Raw genomic sequence first — 21,996 nt, 5'->3', positions numbered from 1 at the left:
GCCGCGCGCCGCCGCGAACGCAAGGGACACCCATGACAACTTCCACCGCGCCCACCGGCGCGCCGCCGACGGAACAGCCTTCCTGGGTCTCGTGCACCAACTGCCGCTCCCTCGTCTATGGAAAGCGGTACAAGCGGCTGCTGCACGTGTGCCCCGAGTGCGGAGCGCACGCCCGCCTGGACGCGCCCGCGCGGATAGCGCAGCTCTTCGACGAGGGCAGCGTCCAGCACCTCGACGTCCCCGCGACCCAGCACAATCCCCTCGACTTCGTGGATCAGCGCCCCTACGCCGAACGGCTCCAGCAGACCCGCCACCGCACGGGCCAACAGGACGCGGTCCTGGCGGTGCGGGGCAGGATCGAGGGGCGCCCGCTGACCGCCGCCGTCATGGACTTCCGCTTCTTCGGCGGCAGCCTGGGCGTCGCGGCTGGCGAGGCGGTCACCACCGCCGCCGAGCACGCGCTGCGGGACCGCACCCCGCTGCTGCTGGTCACCGCGTCCGGCGGAGCCCGTATGCAGGAGGGAGCGCTGTCCCTGATGCAGATGGCCAAGACCAGCAACGCGCTGTCCCAGTTGGACGAGGCCGGGCTGCTGACCGTCACCCTGGTCACCGACCCGACCTACGGCGGGGTCGCCGCGTCCTTCGCCACGCTCTCGGACGTGGTGGTCGCCGAGCCCGGCGCCCGGATGGGGTTCGCCGGGCCGCGCGTCATCGAGCAGACCATCCGCCAGCAGTTGCCCGACGGGTTCCAGACCGCCGAGTTCCTGCGCGAGCACGGGCTGGTGGACGACGTGTGGGAGCGGGGCGAACTGCGCGCCCGGCTCGCCCGGCTGCTGACCGTCACCGACCGCCCGGCGGCGGCATGGGGGAGCGGCGAGCAGGATCCGGTGGTCCGCGACAGCCAGTTGCTGGACCAGCTGCCCGCCTGGGACTGCGTCCAGCTCGCCCGGGAGTCCGGGCGGCCCACCGCGCTGGAGCACATCGGCTTCTGGCTGGACGGCTTCGTCGAACTGCACGGCGACCGGGCGGGCGAGGAGTGCCCGGCGATCGTCGGCGGGATCGGCTGCCTGGACGGCTTGCCGGTGATGGTCGTGGGGCACCAGAAGGGCCACAACACCGCCGAGCTGGTCGGCCGCAACTTCGGCATGCCCTCGCCCGCCGGCTACCGCAAGGCGGGGCGGCTGATGCGGCTGGCGGCCAAGCTGGACCTGCCCGTCGTCACCCTGATCGACACCCCGGGCGCCTACCCGGGGCTGACCGCCGAGGAGAGGGGCCAGTCCGGCGCCATCGCCGAGAACCTGCGGCTGATGGGGTCGTTGCCGGTGCCCGTCGTCGCCGTGGTCACCGGGGAGGGCGGCAGCGGTGGGGCGCTCGCGCTGGGCGTCGCCGACCGGGTGCTGATCTGCGCCAACGCGACCTATTCGGTGATCAGTCCGGAAGGCTGCGCGGCCATCCTCTGGAAGAACGCCGCGGAGGCCGCCGTCGCCGCCGACGAGTTGGCGCTGGACGCGGCCTCGCTGCTGCGGCTCGGCGTGGTGGACGGGGTGATACCCGAACCCGAGGGCGGCGGTCACACGGACACCGCGGCGCTGAGCGACGCCGTGCGGCGCGCCGTCGTCGCGGCGCTGCGCGAGCTGCGGACCGCGCCGGACGCCGAGGGGACGGCCGACCCGGTGCCCGCGCGGCGGCGCCGCTTCCGCTCCTTCGGCCTCGCGGACGGCTAGCGGTGTCCGGCGGGCCACTCGAACACGCCGGGCACGACGGCCGGGACGGCGCCCTCGGGCCCTGGCCGGGCGGCACCCTCCACCCGCCGCCGCCGTGGCCCGGTCCCATCGCGGCGCACACAGGTCGCAAGGCAACGTACTACCGAGAGGCACTCATGAGTGAACTCACCCAGGACAGTCCGCGCGCCCAGACCGACGATGCGCTCGCCGGCCTGGACTACGACAACAGCGGCCTGGCCCTGACCGACATCTGCCGGAGCATCGCCGAAGTGGTCCGCGTAGGGCCCGACAAACCCCGCCGGGTGCGGATCGCGCTCGGTGCCGCCAGCGTCGAGGTCGAGTGGGACAACGAGCGGGCCCCCGCGGCGGCGCAGGCCGTGCTCGGTCCGCACGGCGACCCCGGCGCCGCGGGGGGCGCCGGGGAAGAGGTCCTGGAGGGGCACCGGGAGTGCGCGCCGCTCGTCGGCACCTTCTACGCCGCTCCCGCGCCCGGCGCGCCCGCCTTCGTCCAGCCGGGCGACCATGTGGAGGAGGGCCAGCAGCTCGGCATCATCGAGGCGATGAAGCTGATGAACCCGCTGGCGGCCACCCGGCGCGGCCGGGTGGTGGAGGTACTGGTCGGGGACGGCGAGCCCGTCGAGTACGGCGAGCCGCTGGTGCTGATCGACCCCGACGACACCCCCGCCGACGGCTCGGACGAGGGGGTGTGACGGTGGGATTCGGCACCGTCCTGGTGGCCAACCGGGGCGAGATCGCGATCCGTGTCATGCGGACCTGCCGCGAGCTGGGCATCCGCACCGTGGCCGTGCACTCGACGGCCGACCGGGACAGCAGCCATGTGCACGCGGCGGACGCCGCGGTGCAGATCGGGCCCGGGGCGCCCCGCAAGTCGTACCTCTCGGCGCCCGCCGTGGTCGAGGCGGCGCTGCGCACCGGCGCCGACGCGGTGCACCCGGGGTACGGATTCCTCTCCGAGGACCCGGACTTCGCGGAGATCTGCGCGGAGAACGGGCTGACCTTCATCGGGCCGCGCCCCGAGGTGCTGGCCAGGCTGGGCGACAAGGCCGTCGCCCGGTCTCTGATGACGGACGCGGGGCTGCCGGTGCTGCCCGGCAGCCCCGGCACCGTCGACAGCGCCGCCGAGGCGTCCGACCTGGCGTCCCGGATCGGCTATCCGCTCATCATCAAGGCCGCGGCCGGGGGCGGCGGGCGGGGGATGACCGTGGTGCGCGGCGCCTCCGACCTGCTGCCCGCCTACCGGCAGACGCGGGCGACCGCGCAGGCCGTCTTCGGCGACAACCGGGTCTACATGGAGCGGTACTGCGACAGCGCCCGCCATATCGAGGTGCAGGTGCTCGCCGACGGGCACGGCACCGTGCTGCACCTGGGCGAGCGGGACTGCTCGGTGCAGCGGCGGCACCAGAAGCTGGTCGAGGAGAGTCCCGGTCCGGGCCTGCACCCGCAGTTGCGCTCGGCCATGGCGCGTGCCGCGGTGCGCGGGGCCCGGGCCATCGGCTACACGGGTGCCGGGACCTTCGAGTTCCTGGTGCACGACGAGGGCTTCTCCTTCATGGAGATGAACTGCCGTATCCAGGTGGAGCATCCGGTCACCGAGGCGGTGTACGGGGTCGACCTGGTCGCCGAGCAGATCCGGGTCGCCTCCGGGGAGGCGCTGCGGATGTCCCAGGAGGACCTGGTGCCGCGCGGCGTCGCGGTCGAGTGCCGGGTCAACGCGGAGGACCCGGAACGGGACTTCGCGCCGGCGCCCGGCACCCTGGCGGAGTTCGTCCCGCCGGGCGGCCCGTTCGTGCGGGTGGACACCCACGGCCGGGCCGGCTGGAAGGTGCCACCGCAGTACGACTCGCTGCTGGCGAAGGTCGTCTGCTGGGCACCCGAGCGCGACGAGGCGCTGGATCGGATGGACCGGGCGCTGGCCGAGTTCCGGATCGCCGGGCCGGGGGTGCACACGACCATCCCGCTGCTGCGCGAGATCGTCGCCGACCCGGTCTTCCGGGCGGGCCGGCACATCACCTCCTTCCTGGACACCCGCACATGAGGCGCCGCGCCGCGCGCGGCTGACCGCGCACGCAGCGAGCCCCGGCCCCCCGCCCCGACGGGGGGCCGGGGCTCCGGCGTGTTCCGGCCGCGGGAGCCGTGCCGCGGAGTGCGGTGCCGCCCTGTGGCCGGTTGCGGCGGCCGCCGGGTGCGGCCGCCGCCTTCCGCGTACGGGGTCAGGTCGTGACGTGGAAGATCAGATGCTGGCCGTGCGCGGCCATCGGCCGGCCGTCCTCCAGGCTGCCGACCCAGGAGGCGGCCACATATCGGCCGGGCTGGGTCGGCATGGTGACCCAGATGTCTCCATCGGGGGAGATCGGCGGTGTGCCCAGCGGAGCGTTGATGCTGAACGGAGGTGTCATGCTCATGTCACTATTGAAGAACGCGTGCACGTCCTCCTCGGTGACCGAGTCGTCCGGGACGCGATAGATGATCGCCTCGTCGGGCTGCGTCACGTGGTTGACGCACCGGACCGGGGATCCGGCCCTGGGCTGCCCGTGCAGTTCGAACCGCGGCCCCTCCGCGGTCTCCCGCGTGGTCAGCGTCGCCGTGCTCCCGGTGGCCGCCGCCGCGTCCGTGGCGGTGACCGGCTCCGTGACGGTCAGCGTGCGCACGTGCTCCTGCCCCCGCTCCGGCTCGCGGCCCAGCGGCCCTTGGAAGTCCCGGTACTCCAGCACCAGATAACTGCCCGGCCCCAGCACCGGGGTGATGTAGGAGACCGCGCCCGGGTGGACGGCGGCCCCGCCGTACAACTCGGCGGTGGCCATGAGGCCGCGGGTCGCCTCGATGGTCTCCTGCGGGGTCCGCGCCGAGAAGAGCGCGTACAGCAGTTCGCGGAAGGCGCCCTCCTCGTGTCCGTCGCGCAGCCGGACCAGTCCGAGGAACCCGGTCCGGTAGCTGGTGGCGGTCACCTGGAAGACGGTCGCCCCCGGGGGAGCCGTGCTCGGGCAGATGAAGTCCTCCTCGCCGGTCACGATGCGGAGCGGTTCGGCCGAGTCGGCCTGCTGGGCCGGAGCGGCGGCGGCCGGTGCGGCCCCGGCGAGCAGAGCCGCACCGGCTGCCCCACCTGCCGTGCTGATGAACCGGCGCCTGTTCCAGTTGCGCATACGGACACTTCCTCGTGTCGAACGGGCAATTCCGGTCCCCAGCGAACAAGTGACCGCCTGCGGCGGGCTCAAGGATGTGTCAAATGTGATGGCAGAGGTGGCACGGGCACGGGAACGGGCAGCGACACCGGCACCGAAACGGGCGGGAAACGGGCAGCGCTACCAGCCGATGACGGCGTCCCGGCGGAAGAACACCCCCGAGGGCCCGTCGTCGGGCAGTGTCGCGGCGCGCAGCACGTCCCGCGCCGCCTCCTGCGGACTCTGCTCGGCCGTCGGCCGCATCCGGGTGCGCACCAGCCCCGGGTTGATCGCGTTGACCAGCACCCCCGTGTCCCGGGTCTCCTCGGCGAGCATCACGGTCAGCGCGTTCAGGGACGTCTTGGAGACCGAGTAGGCCGGGCACATGGCGGCGATCCCGTTGCTGAACGAGCCGGTGCCGCTGGAGATGTTGACCACCCGCCCCCAGCCCCGTGCCACCATGCCGGGGACGAAGGACTGGCAGACCCGCCAGGTGCCCAGCAGGTTCACCTCCAAGGTGCGCTCGACCAGCGACAGGTCCAGCGCGGTTGGCCGCTCCCCCCAGTCCAGCTGCACGCCCGCGTTGTTGACCAGGATGTCGACCGGGCCCAGCTGCGCGGCGGCCCGCTCGGCCGCCCCGGCCTCGGTCACGTCCAGCACCGCGGACCGTGCTCCCTCGCCCAGTTCGGCGGCCGCCTTCGCGGCGGCCTCCGCGTCCCGGGCGGCGACCACCACCCGATGCCCGGCCTCGTGCAGCGCGGCGGCCACCGCCTGCCCGAGTCCGCGGTTGGCCCCGGTCACCAGCGCGGTGCGCGGTCCGGGCGGGGGAGTGCTGCTGCTGTTCATCTCGGCCTCCGGGATCTCGACGGATGCGCGTGCCGCGGCCGGTCGCCGCGGACGCTCTTCACGTGGTCAGTGGTGGTCGGAGATCCAGCGGGGGGCCTGGGACTCGGAGCCGGGCCGGGCGATCGTGAACTGCCCCATCATGCCCTGGTCCTCATGGGTGAGGACGTGGCAGTGGTACATGTAGGGGTACTCGGTGTCCACCCAGCGCGGCATCGGAACCGCGAGCCGCACCGTGCCGCCCGCCGGTACGTGGACGGTGTCCTTCTGGCCCCGCAGCCGCGCGGGCGGTTTCCGCCCCCGGTACTCCAGGACGTTGAAGCCGGTGCCGTGCACATGGATGCTGTGCATCCCATCGCTCGAGCCGGTGAACTCCCACACCTCAACCGCTTCGGCGGGGGCGATCACGTCCACCCGCGCCATCTCCATGGCCTTGCCGTTGATCTGGGTCCCGTTCATCCGGAACCTGCGCACGGTCGCGTCCTTCGGCACCTCGACCGGGCGCGGCACGTCCCGCAGCCGCTCGGGCAGCGGCTGCGACCTGGTCAGCTTCCGCGCGGGGCGGAGCTGGAGGATGTCGAAGGTGTCCTCGCCGCCGTCCATCCGGTCGGTGGGGAAGCTGAGCCCCAGGTCGGGCGGGAAGCTGCGCAGCAGCGCGTTCCTGCCCGGCTCCATCCGCACCACGATCTCCGCGCGCTCGGCGGCCATGAGCTGCAGCCGCCGCAGCGGCACCGGCCGCTCCAGCAGCCCGTTCTCCTGGGCCACCAGGTGGAACTCGCGGTTGTCGGTGAAGCCGAAGTTGTAGACGCGCGCGTTGGAGGCGTTCAGCACCCGCAGCCGCACCAGCGTGGTGCTCACCCTCAGATGCGGATCGTGCACCCCGTTGACCAGGATCGTGTCGCCCAGCACCCCCACGCTGCCCACCCCGGCGAAACTCTCCAGGGTGGAGGCGCCGCGCAACTCCATCGTGCCGTCGTCCGCGAAGCTGCGGTCCTGCACGATCAGCGGGATGTCGTCCACCCCGTAGTCGCGCGGCAGTCCCGTGCGCTCCTCGGCATCCTTCTCGTCGTCCACCAGGAACATGCCCGCGATGCCGCGTGTCACGTGCTCGGCCGTGGCCCCGTGCGGGTGCGGGTGGTACCAGAGCGTCGAGGCGGGCTGCTCGATCTTCCAGTGCGGCTTCCAGACGGCGCCCGGCTGCACCGTCTGGTGCGGGCCGCCGTCCATCACCGCCGGCAGGTGCATGCCGTGCCAGTGCAGTGTGGTGGCCTCCGGCAGCCGGTTGTCGTAGGCGACCCGCACCGTCTCCCCGCGCCGGGCCCGCAGCGTGGGTGCCAGAAAGGCGCCGTTGATGCCCCAGGTCGGGGTCTGCTTGCCGGGCAGCAGCTCGCTCCTGCCCGGCCGCGCGGTGAGCTCGAACAGCCGGTCCCCGCCGCTCTTGCGCCCCTCCAGCAGCCGGGGGATGCGCAGCGCGTTCTCGAACGTCAGATCGCCGACGTTGGTCAGCTTGCGGTTGCCGTAGACGACCGCGAAGTTGACGGCATAGGCACCGCCCACCACCACTCCCGCGCCCAGCGTGCCGCCCGCGGCCAGCAGGGCGCGGCGGCGGATCCGCCGGCCGCGCGAGGGCGGCCGGCCGTCGGCGTCGCGCTTCTTCTTCCCGGCCCGGCGCGGCCGCTGCTCGTTGTCCGGTTCGCTGGTCATCGGACCATGGTGGCCGGTCATCCGGCCAGCGTCCGGCGCTTGACTCGACTGTCCCTGGAGTGGCGGTGGAGCGCGCGCCGCTGCCCCTTGCCCGGCGCGTCCCGGAGCGGCTACAACCTCGCTCGAGCCGTTCTCCAGCGGCTCTGGCCAGGCTGTACGCACGGCCGCGGACCAGCCGACCGCGTGCCCGAGGAGGAACCGTGACCGGCACGCCACCCCGTACCCACTCCACCGCCCCGGCAGCACAGCCGGACGGCGGTGGACTGTTCGCCAGATCCGCCGTCTTCGCGCACCGCCACCGATGGACCGCGCTGGTCCTGTGGGCCGTGGTGCTCGCCGGAACATGGGCGGCGGCCTCCAGCGCCGGGGACCGCTACCGCGACGACTACTCCATCCCCGGGACCGAGACCCAGCGCACCGTCGAGCTGCTGGAGGAGCACGGCTCCGGGCAGGGCGGCGGCTCCCTGGAGATCGTGCTGCACGACCCGGACGGCCTGCGCGGGAAGGCGGTCCGCCGGGCCGTCGGCGCCATGGAGGCGAAGGTCGCGGACCTGCCAGCGGTCGACGAGGTGCGCGGCGCCTTCGCCGACCGCTCCTCGCTCTCCCCGGACGGCACCACGGCCTTCGCCACCGTGACCCTCGACCGGCCCGCCGAGGAGATGGAGGTCTCCGACACCCGGCGCATCCTGGACACCGCCCGCACCGCGGCGGGCGACGGCGTGCGCGTCGAGCTCGGCGGCGAGGCGGCCGGCGAACTCGCGGCCGACTCCGGCGGCGCGGCGGAGGGAGCCGGCATCCTCGCGGCGCTGGTCATCCTCGTCTTCATGTTCGGCACCGTGGTCGCCGCCGGACTGCCCGTCATCACCGCGCTGTTCGCCGTGGGCACCACCCTCGGCGCCATCGTGCTCGTCTCCCATCTGTTCACCGTCGCCACCTGGGCGCCGTACGTGATGATGCTCGTCGGCCTCGGCGTCGGCATCGACTACGCGCTGCTCGTCTTCGCCCGGTACCGCACCGAACTCACCAGCGGCGCCGAGACCGCCGAGGCGGCGCGGCGGGCCCTGCAGACCGCCGGGCGGACCGTCGCCGTCGCCGGCTGCACCGTGATCATCGCTCTGCTGGGGCTGGTCGCGCTGGGCCTGGGCGCGCTGCGCGGGGCCGCGCTGGCGGTGGCGCTGACCATCCTGGTCACGATGCTCGCCTCGCTGACCCTGCTGCCCGCGCTGCTGGCCGTCTTCGGCAAGCGCTTCGAGCGGCAGTTCCGGGCCCGCGCCGCCAAACGCGCCGAGCGGGGCAAGTCCGAGGAGGGCGCGGGCTGGCGCCGGCTGGGCGCGGCCGTGCAGCGCCGCCCGGTCGCCGTGCTGGTGCTGGCCGTGGTCGCGCTCGGCGCGCTGGCCGCGCCGATGCTCGGTATGCGGCTCGGCTTCGCCGACGCGGGCAACGACGCGCAGGGCAGCACCAGCCGGGAGGCCTACGACCGGCTCGCCGACGGATTCGGCCCGGGCGTCAACGGCCCGCTGGTGATCGCCGTCGCGCCGCGGGAGGACGACGGTTCGGGCGGCGACGTCCGGGAGGCGGCCCGCGCCCTGACGACGGCACTGCGCGACACCCCCGGCATCGCGGGCAGCAGCGGGGTCATCCCGACAGGGGACGGCGAGGCGGCCACCGTGCTGGCCTATCCGAAGACGGCGCCGCAGGACGAGGCGACCACCGACCTGGTGCACCAGCTGCGCGAGGAGGTGCTGCCCGGCCTCTCGGAGCGCACCGGCGCCGACTATCTGCTGGGCGGCGCCACCGCCTCGGTCATCGACTACTCCGACACGGTCGCCTCCCGGATGCCGCTGTTCGTGGCCATCGTCGTGGGGCTGTCCATGCTGCTGCTGGCCGCCGTCTTCCGCTCGCTGCTGATCCCGCTGAAGGCCGCGCTGCTCAACCTGCTGTCCATCGGCGCCGCGCTGGGCGCCATCACCCTGGTGTTCCAGAACGGCTGGCTGGGCGAGCAGGCGGGGCCCATCGAGGCGTACCTGCCCGTGATGATCTTCGCGATCGTCTTCGGGCTCTCCATGGACTACGAGGTCTTCCTGCTCTCCCGGATGCGCGAGGAGTGGCTGCGCACCGGCGACCACACCGCGGCCGTCCGCGAGGGACTGGCCCGCACCGGCGCCGTCGTCACCGCAGCCGGAGCCATCATGATCGTGGTCTTCGGCTCGTTCTTCCTCAGCGACGACCGGATGCTCCGCCAGTTCGGCTTCGGGCTGGCCGTCGCGATCTTCATGGACGCCGTCGTCATCCGCTGCCTGCTCGTCCCCGCCGTGCTGCGGCTGCTGGGGCCGCGCGCCTGGTGGCTGCCGCGTCCGGTGGAACGAATCCTGCCACGTCTGGATATCGACTGACGGACGGGCATCGATCGGCGACACTCGAAACCTGCACGACCGCACCGACCCGCACACCAACGCACCCCGCAGAGAACGAGGTTGATCCATGAGCGGCACCCAGTCCGTACGACCCCGCAGAGCGCTGTTGATCGGCTGCGGTATCGCCGGGCCCGTCCTGGCCATGTTCCTCCAGCGCATCGGCGTGGACGCCGTCGTCTACGAGGGCAGCGAGAAGCCGAGGGACGACGCGGGGGCCTTTCTGAACCTGGCGCCCAACGGGATCGCCGTCCTGGAGACCCTGGGCATCGCCGAGGAGGTCTCCGGAAGCGGAACACTCACCCGCAACACCGCCTTCCTCAACCACAAGGGCCGGCAGCTCGGCCAGAATCCGGCCGAGACCGTGCTGCTGACGCGGGGACGGCTCAACCAGGCGCTGCGCGAGGCGGCGGTCGAGCGCGGCGTGCCGATGGAGTTCGGCAAGTTCTTCGAGAGCGTCACCGAGACGGACGAGGGCGTGTCGGTCCGCTTCCGCGACGGCACCACCGCCGAGGGCGACTTCCTCGTCGGCTGCGACGGGATCCACTCCAAGACCCGCTACACCGTGCTGCCCAACGCCCCCAAGCCCGCCTACACCGGAGTGATCGGCACCGCCGGGTACACCCACTCCCGGCACGGGGCGCCCGAGGACGGCACCATGCGGATGTCGTTCTGCCTGGAGGGGTTCTTCGGCCACCAGACCACCCCCGGCGGGGAGATCTACTGGTTCGAGAACTACCACCACGAGCGGGAGCCCGCGCGCGGCGAGATCGAGGCCGTCGAGCACCAGGAGTGGCAGCGCCGGCTGCTGGAGCGGCACCGCAAGGACCACTACCCGGTGCCGCAGCTGATCGAGGAGACCGCCGACGGCATCATCGGCTACCCCATCTACGACATGCCCTCGCTGCCCACCTGGCACAAGGGGCGGGTCTGCCTGGTCGGCGACGCCGCGCACGCCACCTCGCCGCACGTCGGCCAGGGCGCCTCGATGGCGATGGAGGACGCGATCGTGCTGGCCAAGTGCCTGCGGGACATCCCCCAGGTGGAGCGGGCCTTCGCGGCGTTCCAGGACATCCGCAAGGACCGGGTCGAGAAGATCATCAAGGAGGGGCGCCGGACCGGCAACCAGAAGGCGGCGGCCAACGGCTTCCAGCGCGCCCTGCGCGACCTGGTGCTGCCGTTCTTCCTCAAGCTCGGCGTCAAGGCGACCGAGCCGGTCTACTCCTACCGCGTCGACTGGGACGAGGAGGTGCAGCCCGCACCCGCGGGCCGCGCGGCCTGAACGTGCGGGCCCGGACAGCCGGAGGGGGTACGCCCGGTCCGCGTACCCCCTCCGCCGCTGTCCCGGACCGCCCGGCGCGGCTCAGGACTCGTTGTGCGTGGAGAGCTGCACCAGGTTGCCCTCCGGGTCGGCGACGTAGGCCGACCGCTCGCCCCAGGGCTGGTCCTTGGGCGCCATGAGCCCCCGCGCGCCCGCCTGCCGGGCCTTGGCGTACAGCGCGTCCACATCGCTGGTGATCACCACGATCTCGGACTGCTTGCGCAGCGAGCGGCCGATGTGCCGCAGCGGCGTGGACTGCTTGATCACGTCGTAGGTGGCGAACGTGAGGTAGTAGCTGTCGCCGAGGCTGACCGTGCCGAAGACGGCGTCCCCCTCTGCCGGGAAGCGGAAGTCGACCTGGAAGCCGAACGCCTCGTGGTAGAAGTCCAGCATCTTGTCGATGTTCCGGGTGTAGAGGCTCGGCTGCCCGTACCGCACGATCTCGGCCGTCGACGGCGCCTTGGCCGCGGCCGGCTGCGCGCCGCTGCTCGGGGCGCCCGCCACCAGCCCGACGGACAGCACCGCCGCGCTCGCCGTGCTGACGGCCAGGGTGCGGATGGCTCTTGCACGCATGGTGGTCTCCTTCGCTTCGACTGACCCGGGCCGCTCCCGGGCGCCGCCCAGCAGACTCCACCCCGCTCGAGCCCCGCTGGAGCGGCCCCGTTCCGACTCCACCCGCTCTCGAACCGGCTGTGCCTGCCCCCGGCGCCCGCGCGCGATGCGGGAGAACGCCGGGGATCGCGGGGGCCGGGGTATCGCCGGGGATCGATGGGAGAACGCCGGGGATCGCGGGGGCGCCGGGGTCCCGTGGGGAACGCCGCCGACGCAGCCGGGCATTGAGGCCGTCTCCACCGCTCCTCCGGCAGCCCGGCGCACCGTGCCCGGGAGGGTCCGAGCCTTCCACCCGATCTGTCCTGGGCCCCGGAGGAATGGAGAAGTTCATGCGCGGTTCCACCCAGATCCTCGTCATCGGGGGCGGGCCTGCCGGGTCCACGGCGGCCGGACTGCTGGCCAAGCAGGGCTTCGAGGTCACCCTGCTGGAACGGGACCAGTTCCCCCGCTACCACATCGGCGAGTCGATCCTCCCCTCGTGCCGCCCGATACTCGAACTCCTCGGCGTCTGGGACAAGGTGCAGTCCCACGGCTTCCAGCCCAAGGGCGGTGCCTACTTCTTCTGGGGCCCGGAGGAGTGGGAGGTCAAGTTCGACAGCCTGGGCGACGACGGCACCAACGCCTGGCAGGTCGTCCGCTCCGAGTTCGACGAGCTGCTGCTGCGGCACGCCGCCTCCCTGGGCGTCGAGGTGGTGGAGAACGTCACCGTCAAGGAGCTGGAGTTCGACGGGGAGCGGCCGGTCGCCGCCCGCTGGGCCGGCACCAAGGACCCGGACCGGAGCGGCCGCATCGCCTTCGACTACGTCATCGACGCCTCCGGGCGCGGCGGCGTCATGGCGGCGCGGCACGTCAAGAACCGCCAGTACCACGAGATCTTCCGCAACGTGGCCGCCTGGTCGTACTGGAAGAACGTCAAGCCGCTCGACCGGGGCCCCGAGGGCGCCATCGCCGTCTGCTCGGCACCCGACGGCTGGTTCTGGGTGATCCCGCTGCACGACGGCACCACCAGCATCGGCCTGGTCACCGGGCGGGACATCTTCAACGAGAAGCGCAACCGCCTCGGCGGCGTCCAAGAGGTCTACGACCAGGTGCTGGCCGAGTGCCCGGCCGTCACCGACCTGCTCGGCGGCGCCGAGCAGGTCGGTGAGATGAAGGTCGAGCAGGACTACTCCTACACCGCGGAGAACTTCGGCCGCCCGGGCTATCTGATGTGCGGCGACGCCGCGTGCTTCCTCGACCCGCTGTTGTCCACCGGAGTCCACCTGGCCACCTACAGCGCGATGCTGGCCAGCGCCGCACTCGGCAGCGTCATCCGCGGCGAGGTCGAGGAGGAAGAGGCCTGGCAGTTCTTCAACACCGTCTACCAGCACGCCTACGAGCGGCTGCTGGTGCTGGTCTCGGTCTTCTACGAGAGCTACCGCGGCAAGGAGCACCACTTCTACAACGCGCAGAAGCTCACCTCCGCGCAGCGCGAGAACCTCAACCTCCAGGACGCCTTCGACCGGATCATCACCGGTATCGCGGACATGGAGGACGCACAGGACGTGTACGCCAGCGTGCACGCCCATCTGAACGGCGCCGAGAGCGGCGACCCCAACCCGCTCGCCAACCTGAACAAGGTCCACGAGCAGAAGCAGGCCCCGATGAGCGAGCAGAACGCCGTCGGCGGCCTCTACCTCGCCTTCCACCCGCAGCTGCGACTGGCACGCTCCGGCGCCGCCGAGGCGGCTCCCCAGGGAGGCCCGGCGGCATGACGGCTCAGCAACCGGCCCCCGCGGCGGACGGCGCACCGGCCGCCACCACCTCGCTGCGGCCCTGGCCCAACTGGTTCCGCACCCTGTTCATGAGTGACCTGTGGGAGCGCTTCGGCTTCTTCGGCATGCAGGCGATCCTCGTGCTGTTCGCCGTCGCGCCCCGCGACGAGGGCGGGCTCGGGCTCGCCAAGGCGGACGCCGCCGCGCTGTTCGGCGCCTGGATCGGGCTGGCGTTCATGCTCTGCCTGCCCGGCGGCTGGGTCGCCGACCGGCTGCTCGGCCCGCGGCGCACCCTGGTGCTGGGCGCCGCCGTCACCACCGCGGGCCACTTCGCGCTCGCCACCCCGCTGCTGTGGCTGACGCCGCTCGCGCTCGTCCTGCTGGCCGTCGGCATGGGCCTGTACAAGCCCAACCACCAGGCCCTGCTCAACCTGATGTTCAAGGACGGCGGCCGCCGCGAGGCGGGCATCTCGCTGATCTACGTCGGCATCCAGGTCAGCGCGCTCACCTCGCCGCTGATCGCGGGGTTCCTCGGCGAGCGCGTCGACTGGCGGCTCGGCTTCGCCGTCTCGGGCACCGCGATGCTGATCGGCACCATCCAGGTGGCGCTGGCCCGGCCGCAGTTCCAGGGGGTGGGCGAGCTGCCCGGCCGACCGCTGGACGCGGCATCGGCCCGCCGCGTCAAGCGCCGGACCGGCGCCGTCGCGGCCGTCCTCGTGCTGCTGCTGTCCGGGATGGCCGCGGGCGGCGCGCTGACGGCGGGCAGCGGCATCGCCCTGGTCGGCATGGTCACCATCGTCGCGCCCGTCGTCGCCTACACCGTGCTCTACCGCAGCCCCGAACTGGGGCCGCCGGACCGCAGGAGGCTGCGCGCCTTCCTGTGGATCTTCCTCGGCTCCACGCTGTTCTGGTCGCTCATCGCCCAGGACGGTTCCTCGCTCACGCTGTTCGCCAAGAACTCCACCGACCGCGACGTGCTCGGATTCGAAGTCCCGGTCAGCTGGCTGCAGTCGGCCACCCCACTGTTCATCCTGGTGCTGGCACCGGTGTTCGCCTGGCTGCTGCTCAAGCACAGCGGCGGACGTGGCGGCGTCCCGGCCAAGTTCTCCGCCGGCCTGCTGCTGACCGGCGTCAGCTTCCTGATCATGGCGGTGGCCGCCGGGCTGGCCTCCGGCGACACCAAGGTCTCCCCGCTGTGGCTGCTGGTGGTCTATCTGATGCACGCCTGCGGCGAACTGATCGTCGCCGCCGTCGGCATCGCCGCCGTGGCCGACGTCCTGCCGCGCCGGTTCATCGCGCACATGCTGGGGCTGCTGTGGCTGTTCGCGGCGCTCGGCGGCGGCGCGGGCAGCGGCCTCGTCCGGCTGATCGACGTGATTCCCGAGGCGCTGTACTACCTGCTGCTCGCGGTGCTGGCGCTGTCCGTCGGCGGCGCCCTGGCCTTGCGGCGGCACGCCGTGGCCCGCGGGCTGGCCCCCGAGGGCGCGGACGAACCACCCGAGGGCACCGCGCCCGCGACCGTCAAGGAAGGTGACCGCGCATGACCTCGCTGCCCCCGGCACCCGAGTCCGCCACCCTCGACACCCCCCAGACCTCGGAGCTGGCCCGGCTGGGGCTCGGCTTCGCAGCCTCCAAACTGCTGCTGAGCGCACTGGAGCTGGGCGTCTTCTCCGCCCTCGCGCAGACCGCCGACGGCAGCGCGGAGGCCGAGGAGCTGCGCGCCGCGCTGGGTCTGCACCCGCGGGCCGCCTCCGACTTCTTCGACGCGCTGACCGCCGTCGGCCTGCTGGAGCGGCAGTACGGCCGCTACCGCAACAGCGACACCGCCCAGCAGCACCTGGTCCGCGGCCCCGACTACCAGGGCGGCTTCCTGGAGGGCGCGGGGTTCGTCCTCTACCCGGCCTGGGGCCGGCTCACCGAGGCGCTGCGCACCGGGGAACCCCAGGCCGAGGGCGACTTCGAGGCCATGCTCAGCGATCCGCAGGCCCGCCGGATGTTCCTGGCCATGCAGGACTCGCTCAGCCAGCCGCTGATCCCGCATCTGCTGGCGGCGCTCGACTGGTCCGGGTACGCCACCCTCACCGACGTGGGCGGCGCCCGCGGCAACCTGGCGGCGCGCATCGTACGCGAGCGCCCCGGGCTGACGGCCACCGTCTTCGACCGGCCGCAGAACGCCGGACCCTGCGCCGAGCACACCGCGGACCTGGGGGTGGCCGACCGGACCGGCTTCGTCGGCGGCGACTTCTTCACCGACCCGCTGCCGCCCGCCGACGTCGTCGTCATCGGCCACGTCCTGGCCGACTTCTCCCGCGACGAGCGCCGCGCGCTGATCGAGAAGGCGTACGCGGCCGTGCACGAGGGCGGGGCGCTGCTCGTCTACGACCCGATGAACGGCGACAAGCCCGAACTGGCCTCGCTGATCGCCAGCCTGCACATGCTGGTCATGACCCCGGCGGGAGCCGGATACCACCCCGACCACTGCGCCGGGTGGATGGAGCAGGCCGGATTCACCGGGGTGACCTCCCGGCCGCTGCCGCTGGGCAACACGCTCCTGGCCGCCCGCAAACCGGCGGCCGCCACGTCCTGACGGCACGCCGCCAGCCCCGACGACCCAAGGAGACCGACTGTGGAGATTGGAGTGGGCCTGCCCACCACCGTGCCCGACGTCGACGGGCGGCGCCTCGTCCGGTGGGCGGCCCGCGCCGAGGAGCACGGCTTCTCGGCGCTGGGCGTCCTGGACCGGCTCGTCTACGACAGCTACGAACCCCTCACCGCGCTCACCGCGGCCGCGGCCGTCACCGAGCGGATCCGGCTGACGACCAGCGTCCTGCTGGCCGCCTACCGGCCCGGCACCGCGCTGCTGGCCAAGCAACTCGCCACCCTGCACGAGATCTCCGGCGGCCGGCTGGTGGTCGGCGCCGCGGCGGGCGGCCGCGAGGACGACTTCCAGGCGACCGGCGCCGCATACCACGACCGGGGGCGTCGGCTGGACGCGCTGCTGACCGAACTGCGCAACGTCTGGGACGGCAAGGAGACCGACACCGGCGTCGCGGGCATCGGCCCCTTCCCGGCGGCACCGGGCCCCGAACTGATCGTTGGCGGGCACACCCCGGCCGCCATGCGCCGGGCAGCGCGGCACGCGGGCGGCTGGATCGCGGGCGGCAGCTCGGCCACGGCCTACGCCGACCTGGCACAGCAGGCCCGCGCCGCCTGGCGCGCCGAGGGCCGCAGCGACAGCCCGCGGCTGGTCGCGCTCGTCTACGCCTGCCTGGGTCCGGAGGCGCGCGCCACCGCCGAGCGCTATCTGCGCGCCTACTACGCGTTCATCGGCCCGAAGGCGGAGATGGCCGCCAAGGCCGTCATCACCGACGCGGACTCCCTGCGCGAGACGGCCGCCGCCTACGCCGCGGCCGGCTGCGACGAGCTGCTGGTCTTCCCCTGCACCGCCGCACCGGCCCAGCTCGACCTCCTGGCGGAGGCCGCCCTTGGCTGACGCCGTGCTCCCAGGAATCGCGCCGCCGCCGCAGGGTGCGGGCGCTGCTCGGAGTGGGTCGGCAACTCCTGACGGTGCAGGAGCTACGCCCGCTGCCGACGCACGTGCGCCTCGGCGGTGTGCGGCGCGGTCACGGTGCTGCGCTCCGGGAGGGTGCGTCCAGCCAGGGTGACGCCGCCGGTCATCTGTTTACGGTCCACCCCATCGAGGGAGCACTTGGCCTCGGGCCAATTGATTCGCGTCATCAGACGGGAGCAGGGCGTCACGCTGGAGCAACTGGGCCAGAAGACCGGGTACTCAGCCGCGCAGCTCTCGCGTCTGGAACGCGGCATCTCCCCGATGACGGTCGATGCCTTCCGAGCCTTCGCTGACGCCCTCGACATCCCGTCCGGAGCTCCCGGCCCGCTCCCCGACTCCCATCAGCCGGGCCGACACACTGAACCGACCAGCCGCTATCCCCGCATTCCCGCGCCTACGCTGAAGGGCAGGGAGGACGGTGAGAGCGTGAGGCGTCGGCAGTTTCTCGCAGCCAGCGCTGCTGCTGCTGCGGTGAACGTCGGGGGTCCGCCCGGCGAGACCCCTGCGCAGGCCCACGAAGCTCAGATGGGTGAGATCCTCGTCGCACGGCTGCGGGACGCGATGCTCGGGCTCGGCAGCCCCGCCACGAGCCAGAATCATGAGCACGTGATCGCCGAGCTCCACCACGCGCACCGTGACTACCGCACATGCGGGTATGCCAGCCTCGCCGTACGCCTGCCGCGCCTCATCAGCACAGCACACGCTGCCCACAGTAAGGACCACGCTCTGCTGGGCCGCAGCTATCTCCTTGCAACCCGGCTCCTGACCAAGTTGGACGAGCAGCAACTGGGGTGGATGGCCGCCGACCGGGCCCGGCAGCTGGCGGCGGCAGCCGGGGATCCACTCGTTGTCGCCGAGTCGGCACGCCAACTCGCCGTCCTCGCACGCAAAGCAGGGTGGCAGGACCAAGCACTCACCCTCGCGCTCAACGCTGCCGAATCGCCCGAGCTGCGTGAGGTCGGCCGGTCGGGCACCGCACTGCGGGGACTGCTGGTGCAGTCTGCCGCCTACACCGCCGCCTGGAAGGGAGACCCAGATGGGATGCGTGAGCTCACCGCCGAAGCTGCCGCTCTCGCCTCCGGCCTTGGGGACACCCGGCTGAGGGACCTTGGCGGCTTCAGCCCCGCAACCGTGCAACTGCATCTGGTCTCAGCCGAGAACAGCGTCGGGGACCCAGCACGGGCACTGGCCGCAGCACACGCCATCGACCCCGCCGCGCTGCCCACCACCGAGCGACGCGCTCGCCTGTATACGGACATGGCCCACGCCCACAACCGATGGGGGCGCAGAGACGCGTGCATCTCCAGCCTTCTGGCGGCCGAACGCTGTGCCCCGCAAGAGATCCATGCACGCCCCGCCGTCCAAGCCCTCATCTCCGGCCTGCTGCTCTCCGGACGTACGACATCGGATCTCCGCGGCCTCGCCGCTCGCGTCGGTGCTCTCCGAGCCTGACCGGCCTTCGAAGCTGTTGTCTTTTCGATCTCGAGAAGGGCGCGTCGAACGGGAGTCCCGAGCAGGCGGTCTGCTGCCGGCCGGCCGCGGGGGCAGCTCCTCAGCTCCGCGACGCCTCGGCGACCGTCGCCAGGAAGGCGAACTGCTGCTCCCGGGCGTCAGGCGGCGCGCACGTGCCGGTCTGCACGTCGAATGTCGCGTTGCGGGCCTCGGTCGCGAGCCGGAGGATGCGTTCGTCCTGCGTGGCCAGGAGCAGCCGGTTGATCGCGTAGTTCACCCGCGACCGGGCCGCCCAGCTCTCGTGGGTGGCCTCCTCCTGCTCGGGCGTCGCCCCGGCCCGAGATGCCGGCCGCGTCTCCCAGTAGAGCCGCCCGCGGTAGTCGGTCAACGCGTCCGCCAGGCCCGTCGCGGCCTCCTGAAGTCTCTGCAACCGGGCCGCTCGTTCAGCGCGGGAGGTCACCCAGCGCTGCAACAGACCGGTGGTCAGGGCCCCCAGCAGCGTCCCGACCACTGCGACCACGCTCGCCCACACAGCGTTCACACCTGTCCCCCCGGGTCTCAGGCCGACTCGGCGGCCAGTCTGGCAGGGCGAGACGGACGGAGCCATGGTGCCCGCGATCCGCCGGGGGGCGACGGGACGGGCGGTACCGGCCTGGAGGTCACCGCCCGCTCAGCCCTTCCGGGAGGCCGTACGGGAGGCGCGGGCGCTCCGGGGGCGCTCCGCGGGGTGGGCGAAGTCGCCCAGCGTCGCCAGGCCGCCGCGGTGGCGGCCGAGTAACTGCAGCAGCGGGCCCGTCATGGCGGTGGTGAGCAGGGCCATGACGACCAGCAGGCCGTACAGCTCGCGGTCCAGGACGCCCAGTTGCAGTCCTACGGTCAGGATGACGAGCTCCGTCAGGCCGCGGGTGTTCAGCAGCGCGGCCAGCAGTCCGCTCTGCACGGGCGGCACCCGGTTGAGCCGGGCGCCCGCGTAGGCGCCGGCGAACTTGCCGGTCACCGCGGTCAGCAGGATCAGCCCGAGTTCGCCCAGGCCGCGGACTCCGGTGCGGGAGAGGTCCACCTGGAGCCCGGCGACGACGAAGAAGGCCGGCAGCAGCAGGAGCCGGGTGAGGTATTCCAGCCGGTCGGTGAGCTGGAGGCGCAGCTGCCGGGAGGTGTCGCGGGGCAGCACGGCGCCGAACAGGAAGGCACCGAAGGCGAAGTGGGCACCCAGCCAGGCGGTGGCCAGCGACGAGAGCAGCAGCCCGGCCAGGACCACGACGAGCTGGTCGGGGGTCACATGGTCGCGTGTCCACCCCTGCCAGCCGGCCCGGCGCGCGGTGCCGGGCCGGTGGAAGAGCCACCGCAGACCGGGCCGTACGACGAGCAGCATGAGGGCCAGATAGCCGGGCGCCAGCAGCATCCGCCACTGGCCGCCGCCGCCCGCGACGGTGGCGACGACCGCCAGCAGGGACCAGGCGAGGACGTCGTCGAGCGCGGCGCAGGCGAGCGCGATGCCGCCGATCCGGGTGCGCCCCAGCCCGCTGTCGGCGAGGATGCGGGCCAGCACGGGGAAGGCGGTGACCGCCATCGCGGCGCCGAGGAAGAGCACGAACGCGGCGCGGCCGCCGGTGGCGTGCCGGTCGGCGAGGTGCAGTGCCAGCAGCCCGCCCAGCAGCAGCGGCACCAGCACCGAGCACAGGGACACGGAGACCGCGAGGCGTTCGGTGCCGCGCAGCCGGGTCAGGTCCAACTCGTAGCCGACCAGGAGCATGAACAGCACCAGTCCCAGGTCCGCCAGTGCCGCGAGCAGCGGCCGGATGTCGGCCGGAAAGAGGAAGCGGGCCACCGCGCCGCCGAAGAGGGTGGGCCCCAGGAGCACCCCGGCGAGCAGTTCGCCCACCACCGGGGGCTGTCCGAGCCGGCGCGCCGCCGCGCCCAGCAGCCGGCCGAGCACCAGGACGGCGGCGAGCGCCGCGAAGAAGGACTGGACCTGCTCCGGAGTCATGCGGGCGCCCCCTGCGTGTGCCGGGCGGTACCGGGAGGTACCGAGTGATGCGGCCGGTCGTCCGGACGACCGGCCGCACCAGCCCTGACCGGCGGCTTCCGGTGCCGGAGGGGCAGGCTACGGGCGCGTGCTCAAGGGCGGTTGGAGAGCTCAGGCCGGCGGGCTCGTCCGCGGCCCGCGCTGCTGCCCGGTCTACGGTGTCCCGTGCTCCTTGCCGGGGTCGGGCAGTACCGGTTCGGTGCCGTCCCGGTGCGCGGTGCGGGCGTCGTCGAGGAACTCGCGGGAGAACATCGCGCTGAGCGTGGCGACTCCGCCGCGGGCGACGCGGATCTCGCCGTGCTGGAGCGTCCCGGTGAGCCGCACGACGCGGCCGTGGTGCTCGGTGTGCCGTTCGCGGTCCTTGACCTTGCAGCGTCCGACCAGAGTCAGCTCGGACTCCTGGAGGACCGCGTCCTCGGGGAGCAGGAGCTTGAGGGTGCTGCGCTCGCTGTGCAGCCGCAGCTCGATCTCGCCCTCGGGGAGCTGCGCCGAGCGCAGGTCGAGGTGGACGGAGGAGCGCCGGGTGCGCACCTCGATCGTGCGGGACCGGGTCCAGTGGCCCAGCCGCTTCACATTGGTGTAGAAGGCCTCGACCTGCTCGACCTGCTCGACCTGCTCTTCTGCACGGTCCGGTGTGTGCTCCGTGTGCTGGTTGCTCATCGCAGTGTTCCTTTCCGGAACCCGGGCAACAACCCGATGGTGGGATTACTTGGGAACCGGTTATCTTGGAAGCCAAGGTAACCGGACGCCTTTAGTTTGAGAGTCGAGATACTTGTATGTCAAGTGAACGGGATGTCCCGCCGCGCGAACCGAAGGAGAACGAGCTGCGGCAGCAGCTCGGCGCCGAGGTCCGCGCCCTGCAGGGCGCGACCGACGCGGTGGACGCCGCCGCCGCCGACCGGCTCGGCGTCAACCGCACCGACCTGCACTGCCTCGACGTCCTCACCCAGCGCGACAGCGCCACCCCCAGCCAGCTGGGCACCGCGCTCGGCCTGACCACCGGCAGCGTCACCGCGATGCTCGACAGGCTGGCCCGGCTCGGCTACCTCACCCGCGAGCCGGATCCGCACGACCGCCGCAAGTCCGTCGTCCGCGCCACCGAGCAGATCCAGCGCGGCGCCGGCGACCTCTACGGCCCGCTCGCGCAGGAAGGCGCGGCCCTCCTGGAGCGCTACTCACTGCCCGAACTGGAGCTCCTGCTGGACTTCGCCCGGCGCAGCCGCGAACTCCAGGAGCGGCACCTGCGGCGGCTGCGGGACGAGGCGGGCTGACCCCTCGGCGGGCCGGTACCCGACCGGCCCGGAACGACCAGCCCCGCGCCCGACCGGCGGGAGTGCCGGCCGGCGGGCGGGCATGGGAAGGGGCGTGCCGGGAACGCGGGGCGGGGAGTTCCGTTCCC

The 21,996-nt window shown here is 72.8% G+C and carries 19 protein-coding genes and 1 pseudogene; 12 read left to right on the top strand and 8 right to left on the bottom strand.

Annotated elements, in window-relative coordinates; all coding sequences use genetic code 11:
* Positions 1-32: 32 nt before the first annotated feature.
* The 3 genes from accD (at position 33) to ACFYNS_RS14265 (ending at position 3,780) form a co-directional block, all read left to right on the top strand.
* Positions 33-1,724 carry an acetyl-CoA carboxylase, carboxyltransferase subunit beta gene (gene accD / locus ACFYNS_RS14275; RefSeq protein ID WP_388602877.1) on the top strand — a complete coding sequence of 564 codons (1,692 nt, stop codon included), beginning with the start codon at positions 33-35 and terminating at the stop codon, positions 1,722-1,724.
* A gap of 155 nt (positions 1,725-1,879) precedes the next feature.
* Positions 1,880-2,434: an acetyl-CoA carboxylase biotin carboxyl carrier protein subunit gene (locus ACFYNS_RS14270; protein WP_360295506.1), complete on the top strand. Its 555-nt coding sequence runs from the start codon at positions 1,880-1,882 to the stop codon at positions 2,432-2,434.
* Positions 2,431-3,780, top strand: a complete 1,350-nt coding sequence (locus ACFYNS_RS14265) for an acetyl-CoA carboxylase biotin carboxylase subunit (RefSeq protein ID WP_360295504.1) — start codon at positions 2,431-2,433, stop codon at positions 3,778-3,780. Before ACFYNS_RS14270 ends, ACFYNS_RS14265 begins: the two co-directional genes overlap by 4 nt.
* A 175-nt stretch (positions 3,781-3,955) precedes the next feature.
* On the opposite strand, the gene ACFYNS_RS14260 is transcribed toward ACFYNS_RS14265, so the two are convergent.
* The 3 genes from ACFYNS_RS14260 to ACFYNS_RS14250 all read right to left on the bottom strand — a co-directional run bounded on the left by ACFYNS_RS14260 (position 3,956) and on the right by ACFYNS_RS14250 (position 7,450).
* Positions 3,956-4,885: a hypothetical protein gene (locus tag ACFYNS_RS14260; protein WP_388602873.1), complete on the bottom strand. Its 930-nt coding sequence runs from the start codon at positions 4,883-4,885 to the stop codon at positions 3,956-3,958.
* 159 nt (positions 4,886-5,044) lie between these two features.
* Positions 5,045-5,749 (bottom strand): SDR family NAD(P)-dependent oxidoreductase, encoded by a 705-nt coding sequence (locus ACFYNS_RS14255; RefSeq protein ID WP_360295499.1) that lies wholly within the window; start codon positions 5,747-5,749, stop codon positions 5,045-5,047.
* Positions 5,750-5,815: 66 nt separating this feature from the next.
* Complete coding sequence (locus ACFYNS_RS14250) at positions 5,816-7,450, bottom strand: multicopper oxidase family protein (RefSeq protein WP_388602870.1); 1,635 nt, start codon at positions 7,448-7,450, stop codon at positions 5,816-5,818.
* A gap of 200 nt (positions 7,451-7,650) precedes the next feature.
* Here ACFYNS_RS14250 and ACFYNS_RS14245 point away from each other — a divergent pair, with 200 nt between their 5' ends.
* Entirely contained in the window at positions 7,651-9,843 is a 2,193-nt protein-coding gene (locus tag ACFYNS_RS14245; RefSeq protein WP_360295493.1) for an MMPL family transporter, read from the top strand.
* Between the two features lie 88 nt (positions 9,844-9,931).
* On the top strand, positions 9,932-11,143 hold the full coding sequence (locus ACFYNS_RS14240) for an FAD-dependent oxidoreductase (RefSeq protein ID WP_388602868.1): 1,212 nt from the start codon (positions 9,932-9,934) through the stop codon (positions 11,141-11,143).
* A gap of 81 nt (positions 11,144-11,224) precedes the next feature.
* Here ACFYNS_RS14240 and ACFYNS_RS14235 read toward each other — a convergent pair whose 3' ends face one another.
* Entirely contained in the window at positions 11,225-11,755 is a 531-nt protein-coding gene (locus ACFYNS_RS14235) for a VOC family protein (protein WP_388544899.1), read from the bottom strand.
* A gap of 368 nt (positions 11,756-12,123) precedes the next feature.
* On the opposite strand from ACFYNS_RS14235, the gene ACFYNS_RS14230 reads away from it, so the two are divergent.
* The 4 genes from ACFYNS_RS14230 to ACFYNS_RS14215 are packed head-to-tail and all read left to right on the top strand — an operon-like array spanning position 12,124 to position 17,041.
* Positions 12,124-13,548 (top strand): NAD(P)/FAD-dependent oxidoreductase, encoded by a 1,425-nt coding sequence (locus tag ACFYNS_RS14230; RefSeq protein ID WP_360295486.1) that lies wholly within the window; start codon positions 12,124-12,126, stop codon positions 13,546-13,548.
* On the top strand, positions 13,545-15,092 hold the full coding sequence (locus ACFYNS_RS14225) for a peptide MFS transporter (RefSeq protein WP_360295483.1): 1,548 nt from the start codon (positions 13,545-13,547) through the stop codon (positions 15,090-15,092). Before ACFYNS_RS14230 ends, ACFYNS_RS14225 begins: the two co-directional genes overlap by 4 nt.
* Complete coding sequence (locus ACFYNS_RS14220) at positions 15,089-16,135, top strand: methyltransferase (protein WP_388602865.1); 1,047 nt, start codon at positions 15,089-15,091, stop codon at positions 16,133-16,135. The genes ACFYNS_RS14225 and ACFYNS_RS14220 overlap by 4 nt, the downstream gene beginning before the upstream one ends.
* 39 nt (positions 16,136-16,174) lie before the next feature.
* A complete protein-coding gene (locus ACFYNS_RS14215; protein ID WP_360295477.1) occupies positions 16,175-17,041 on the top strand; it encodes an LLM class flavin-dependent oxidoreductase in 867 nt (288 codons plus the stop codon).
* Between the two features lie 83 nt (positions 17,042-17,124).
* Here ACFYNS_RS14215 and ACFYNS_RS14210 read toward each other — a convergent pair whose 3' ends face one another.
* Complete coding sequence (locus ACFYNS_RS14210) at positions 17,125-17,286, bottom strand: hypothetical protein (protein WP_360295537.1); 162 nt, start codon at positions 17,284-17,286, stop codon at positions 17,125-17,127.
* Here ACFYNS_RS14210 and ACFYNS_RS14205 point away from each other — a divergent pair.
* Together ACFYNS_RS14205 and ACFYNS_RS14200 are read left to right on the top strand one after the other, a co-directional pair.
* Positions 17,210-17,368, top strand: a pseudogene (locus ACFYNS_RS14205) (helix-turn-helix domain-containing protein); the annotation flags it as partial. The gene ACFYNS_RS14210 and the pseudogene ACFYNS_RS14205 sit on opposite strands and share 77 nt — an antisense overlap.
* A 276-nt stretch (positions 17,369-17,644) precedes the next feature.
* Positions 17,645-18,571 carry an XRE family transcriptional regulator gene (locus ACFYNS_RS14200; RefSeq protein ID WP_360295531.1) on the top strand — a complete coding sequence of 309 codons (927 nt, stop codon included), beginning with the start codon at positions 17,645-17,647 and terminating at the stop codon, positions 18,569-18,571.
* A gap of 100 nt (positions 18,572-18,671) precedes the next feature.
* Here the strand turns inward: ACFYNS_RS14200 and ACFYNS_RS14195 are convergent, their stop codons facing one another.
* From ACFYNS_RS14195 to ACFYNS_RS14185, 3 genes are all read right to left on the bottom strand, one after another.
* Positions 18,672-19,112 (bottom strand): hypothetical protein, encoded by a 441-nt coding sequence (locus tag ACFYNS_RS14195; protein WP_388602862.1) that lies wholly within the window; start codon positions 19,110-19,112, stop codon positions 18,672-18,674.
* A gap of 129 nt (positions 19,113-19,241) precedes the next feature.
* Positions 19,242-20,558, bottom strand: a complete 1,317-nt coding sequence (locus ACFYNS_RS14190; RefSeq protein WP_360295472.1) for a cation:proton antiporter — start codon at positions 20,556-20,558, stop codon at positions 19,242-19,244.
* A gap of 192 nt (positions 20,559-20,750) precedes the next feature.
* Positions 20,751-21,257: a hypothetical protein gene (locus ACFYNS_RS14185; protein WP_388602859.1), complete on the bottom strand. Its 507-nt coding sequence runs from the start codon at positions 21,255-21,257 to the stop codon at positions 20,751-20,753.
* A gap of 116 nt (positions 21,258-21,373) precedes the next feature.
* Here ACFYNS_RS14185 and ACFYNS_RS14180 point away from each other — a divergent pair, with 116 nt between their 5' ends.
* The gene (locus ACFYNS_RS14180) at positions 21,374-21,868 is read left to right on the top strand and encodes a MarR family transcriptional regulator (protein ID WP_360302461.1); all 495 of its coding nucleotides are present in this window, start codon (positions 21,374-21,376) and stop codon (positions 21,866-21,868) included.
* The last annotated feature ends 128 nt before the right edge of the window (positions 21,869-21,996 follow it).

Origin of the sequence: Streptomyces sp. NPDC006925 (assembly GCF_042869575.1) — a bacterium.
Classification (GTDB): domain Bacteria; phylum Actinomycetota; class Actinomycetes; order Streptomycetales; family Streptomycetaceae; genus Streptomyces.
Note: the sequence above shows the minus strand (reverse complement) of the source record. Positions and strands in the feature narration are given on the sequence as shown.

Coding starts and splice junctions, on each gene's coding strand:
- accD (WP_388602877.1), top strand. CDS start 33: ATGACAACTTCCACCGCGCCCACCGGCGCGCCGCCGACGGAACAGCCT.
- ACFYNS_RS14270 (WP_360295506.1), top strand. CDS start 1,880: ATGAGTGAACTCACCCAGGACAGTCCGCGCGCCCAGACCGACGATGCG.
- ACFYNS_RS14260 (WP_388602873.1), bottom strand. CDS start 4,885: ATGCGCAACTGGAACAGGCGCCGGTTCATCAGCACGGCAGGTGGGGCA.
- ACFYNS_RS14255 (WP_360295499.1), bottom strand. CDS start 5,749: ATGAACAGCAGCAGCACTCCCCCGCCCGGACCGCGCACCGCGCTGGTG.
- ACFYNS_RS14250 (WP_388602870.1), bottom strand. CDS start 7,450: ATGACCAGCGAACCGGACAACGAGCAGCGGCCGCGCCGGGCCGGGAAG.
- ACFYNS_RS14240 (WP_388602868.1), top strand. CDS start 9,932: ATGAGCGGCACCCAGTCCGTACGACCCCGCAGAGCGCTGTTGATCGGC.
- ACFYNS_RS14235 (WP_388544899.1), bottom strand. CDS start 11,755: ATGCGTGCAAGAGCCATCCGCACCCTGGCCGTCAGCACGGCGAGCGCG.
- ACFYNS_RS14230 (WP_360295486.1), top strand. CDS start 12,124: ATGCGCGGTTCCACCCAGATCCTCGTCATCGGGGGCGGGCCTGCCGGG.
- ACFYNS_RS14225 (WP_360295483.1), top strand. CDS start 13,545: ATGACGGCTCAGCAACCGGCCCCCGCGGCGGACGGCGCACCGGCCGCC.
- ACFYNS_RS14220 (WP_388602865.1), top strand. CDS start 15,089: ATGACCTCGCTGCCCCCGGCACCCGAGTCCGCCACCCTCGACACCCCC.
- ACFYNS_RS14210 (WP_360295537.1), bottom strand. CDS start 17,286: ATGACGCGAATCAATTGGCCCGAGGCCAAGTGCTCCCTCGATGGGGTG.
- ACFYNS_RS14200 (WP_360295531.1), top strand. CDS start 17,645: ATGGGTGAGATCCTCGTCGCACGGCTGCGGGACGCGATGCTCGGGCTC.
- ACFYNS_RS14190 (WP_360295472.1), bottom strand. CDS start 20,558: ATGACTCCGGAGCAGGTCCAGTCCTTCTTCGCGGCGCTCGCCGCCGTC.
- ACFYNS_RS14185 (WP_388602859.1), bottom strand. CDS start 21,257: ATGAGCAACCAGCACACGGAGCACACACCGGACCGTGCAGAAGAGCAG.
- ACFYNS_RS14180 (WP_360302461.1), top strand. CDS start 21,374: ATGTCAAGTGAACGGGATGTCCCGCCGCGCGAACCGAAGGAGAACGAG.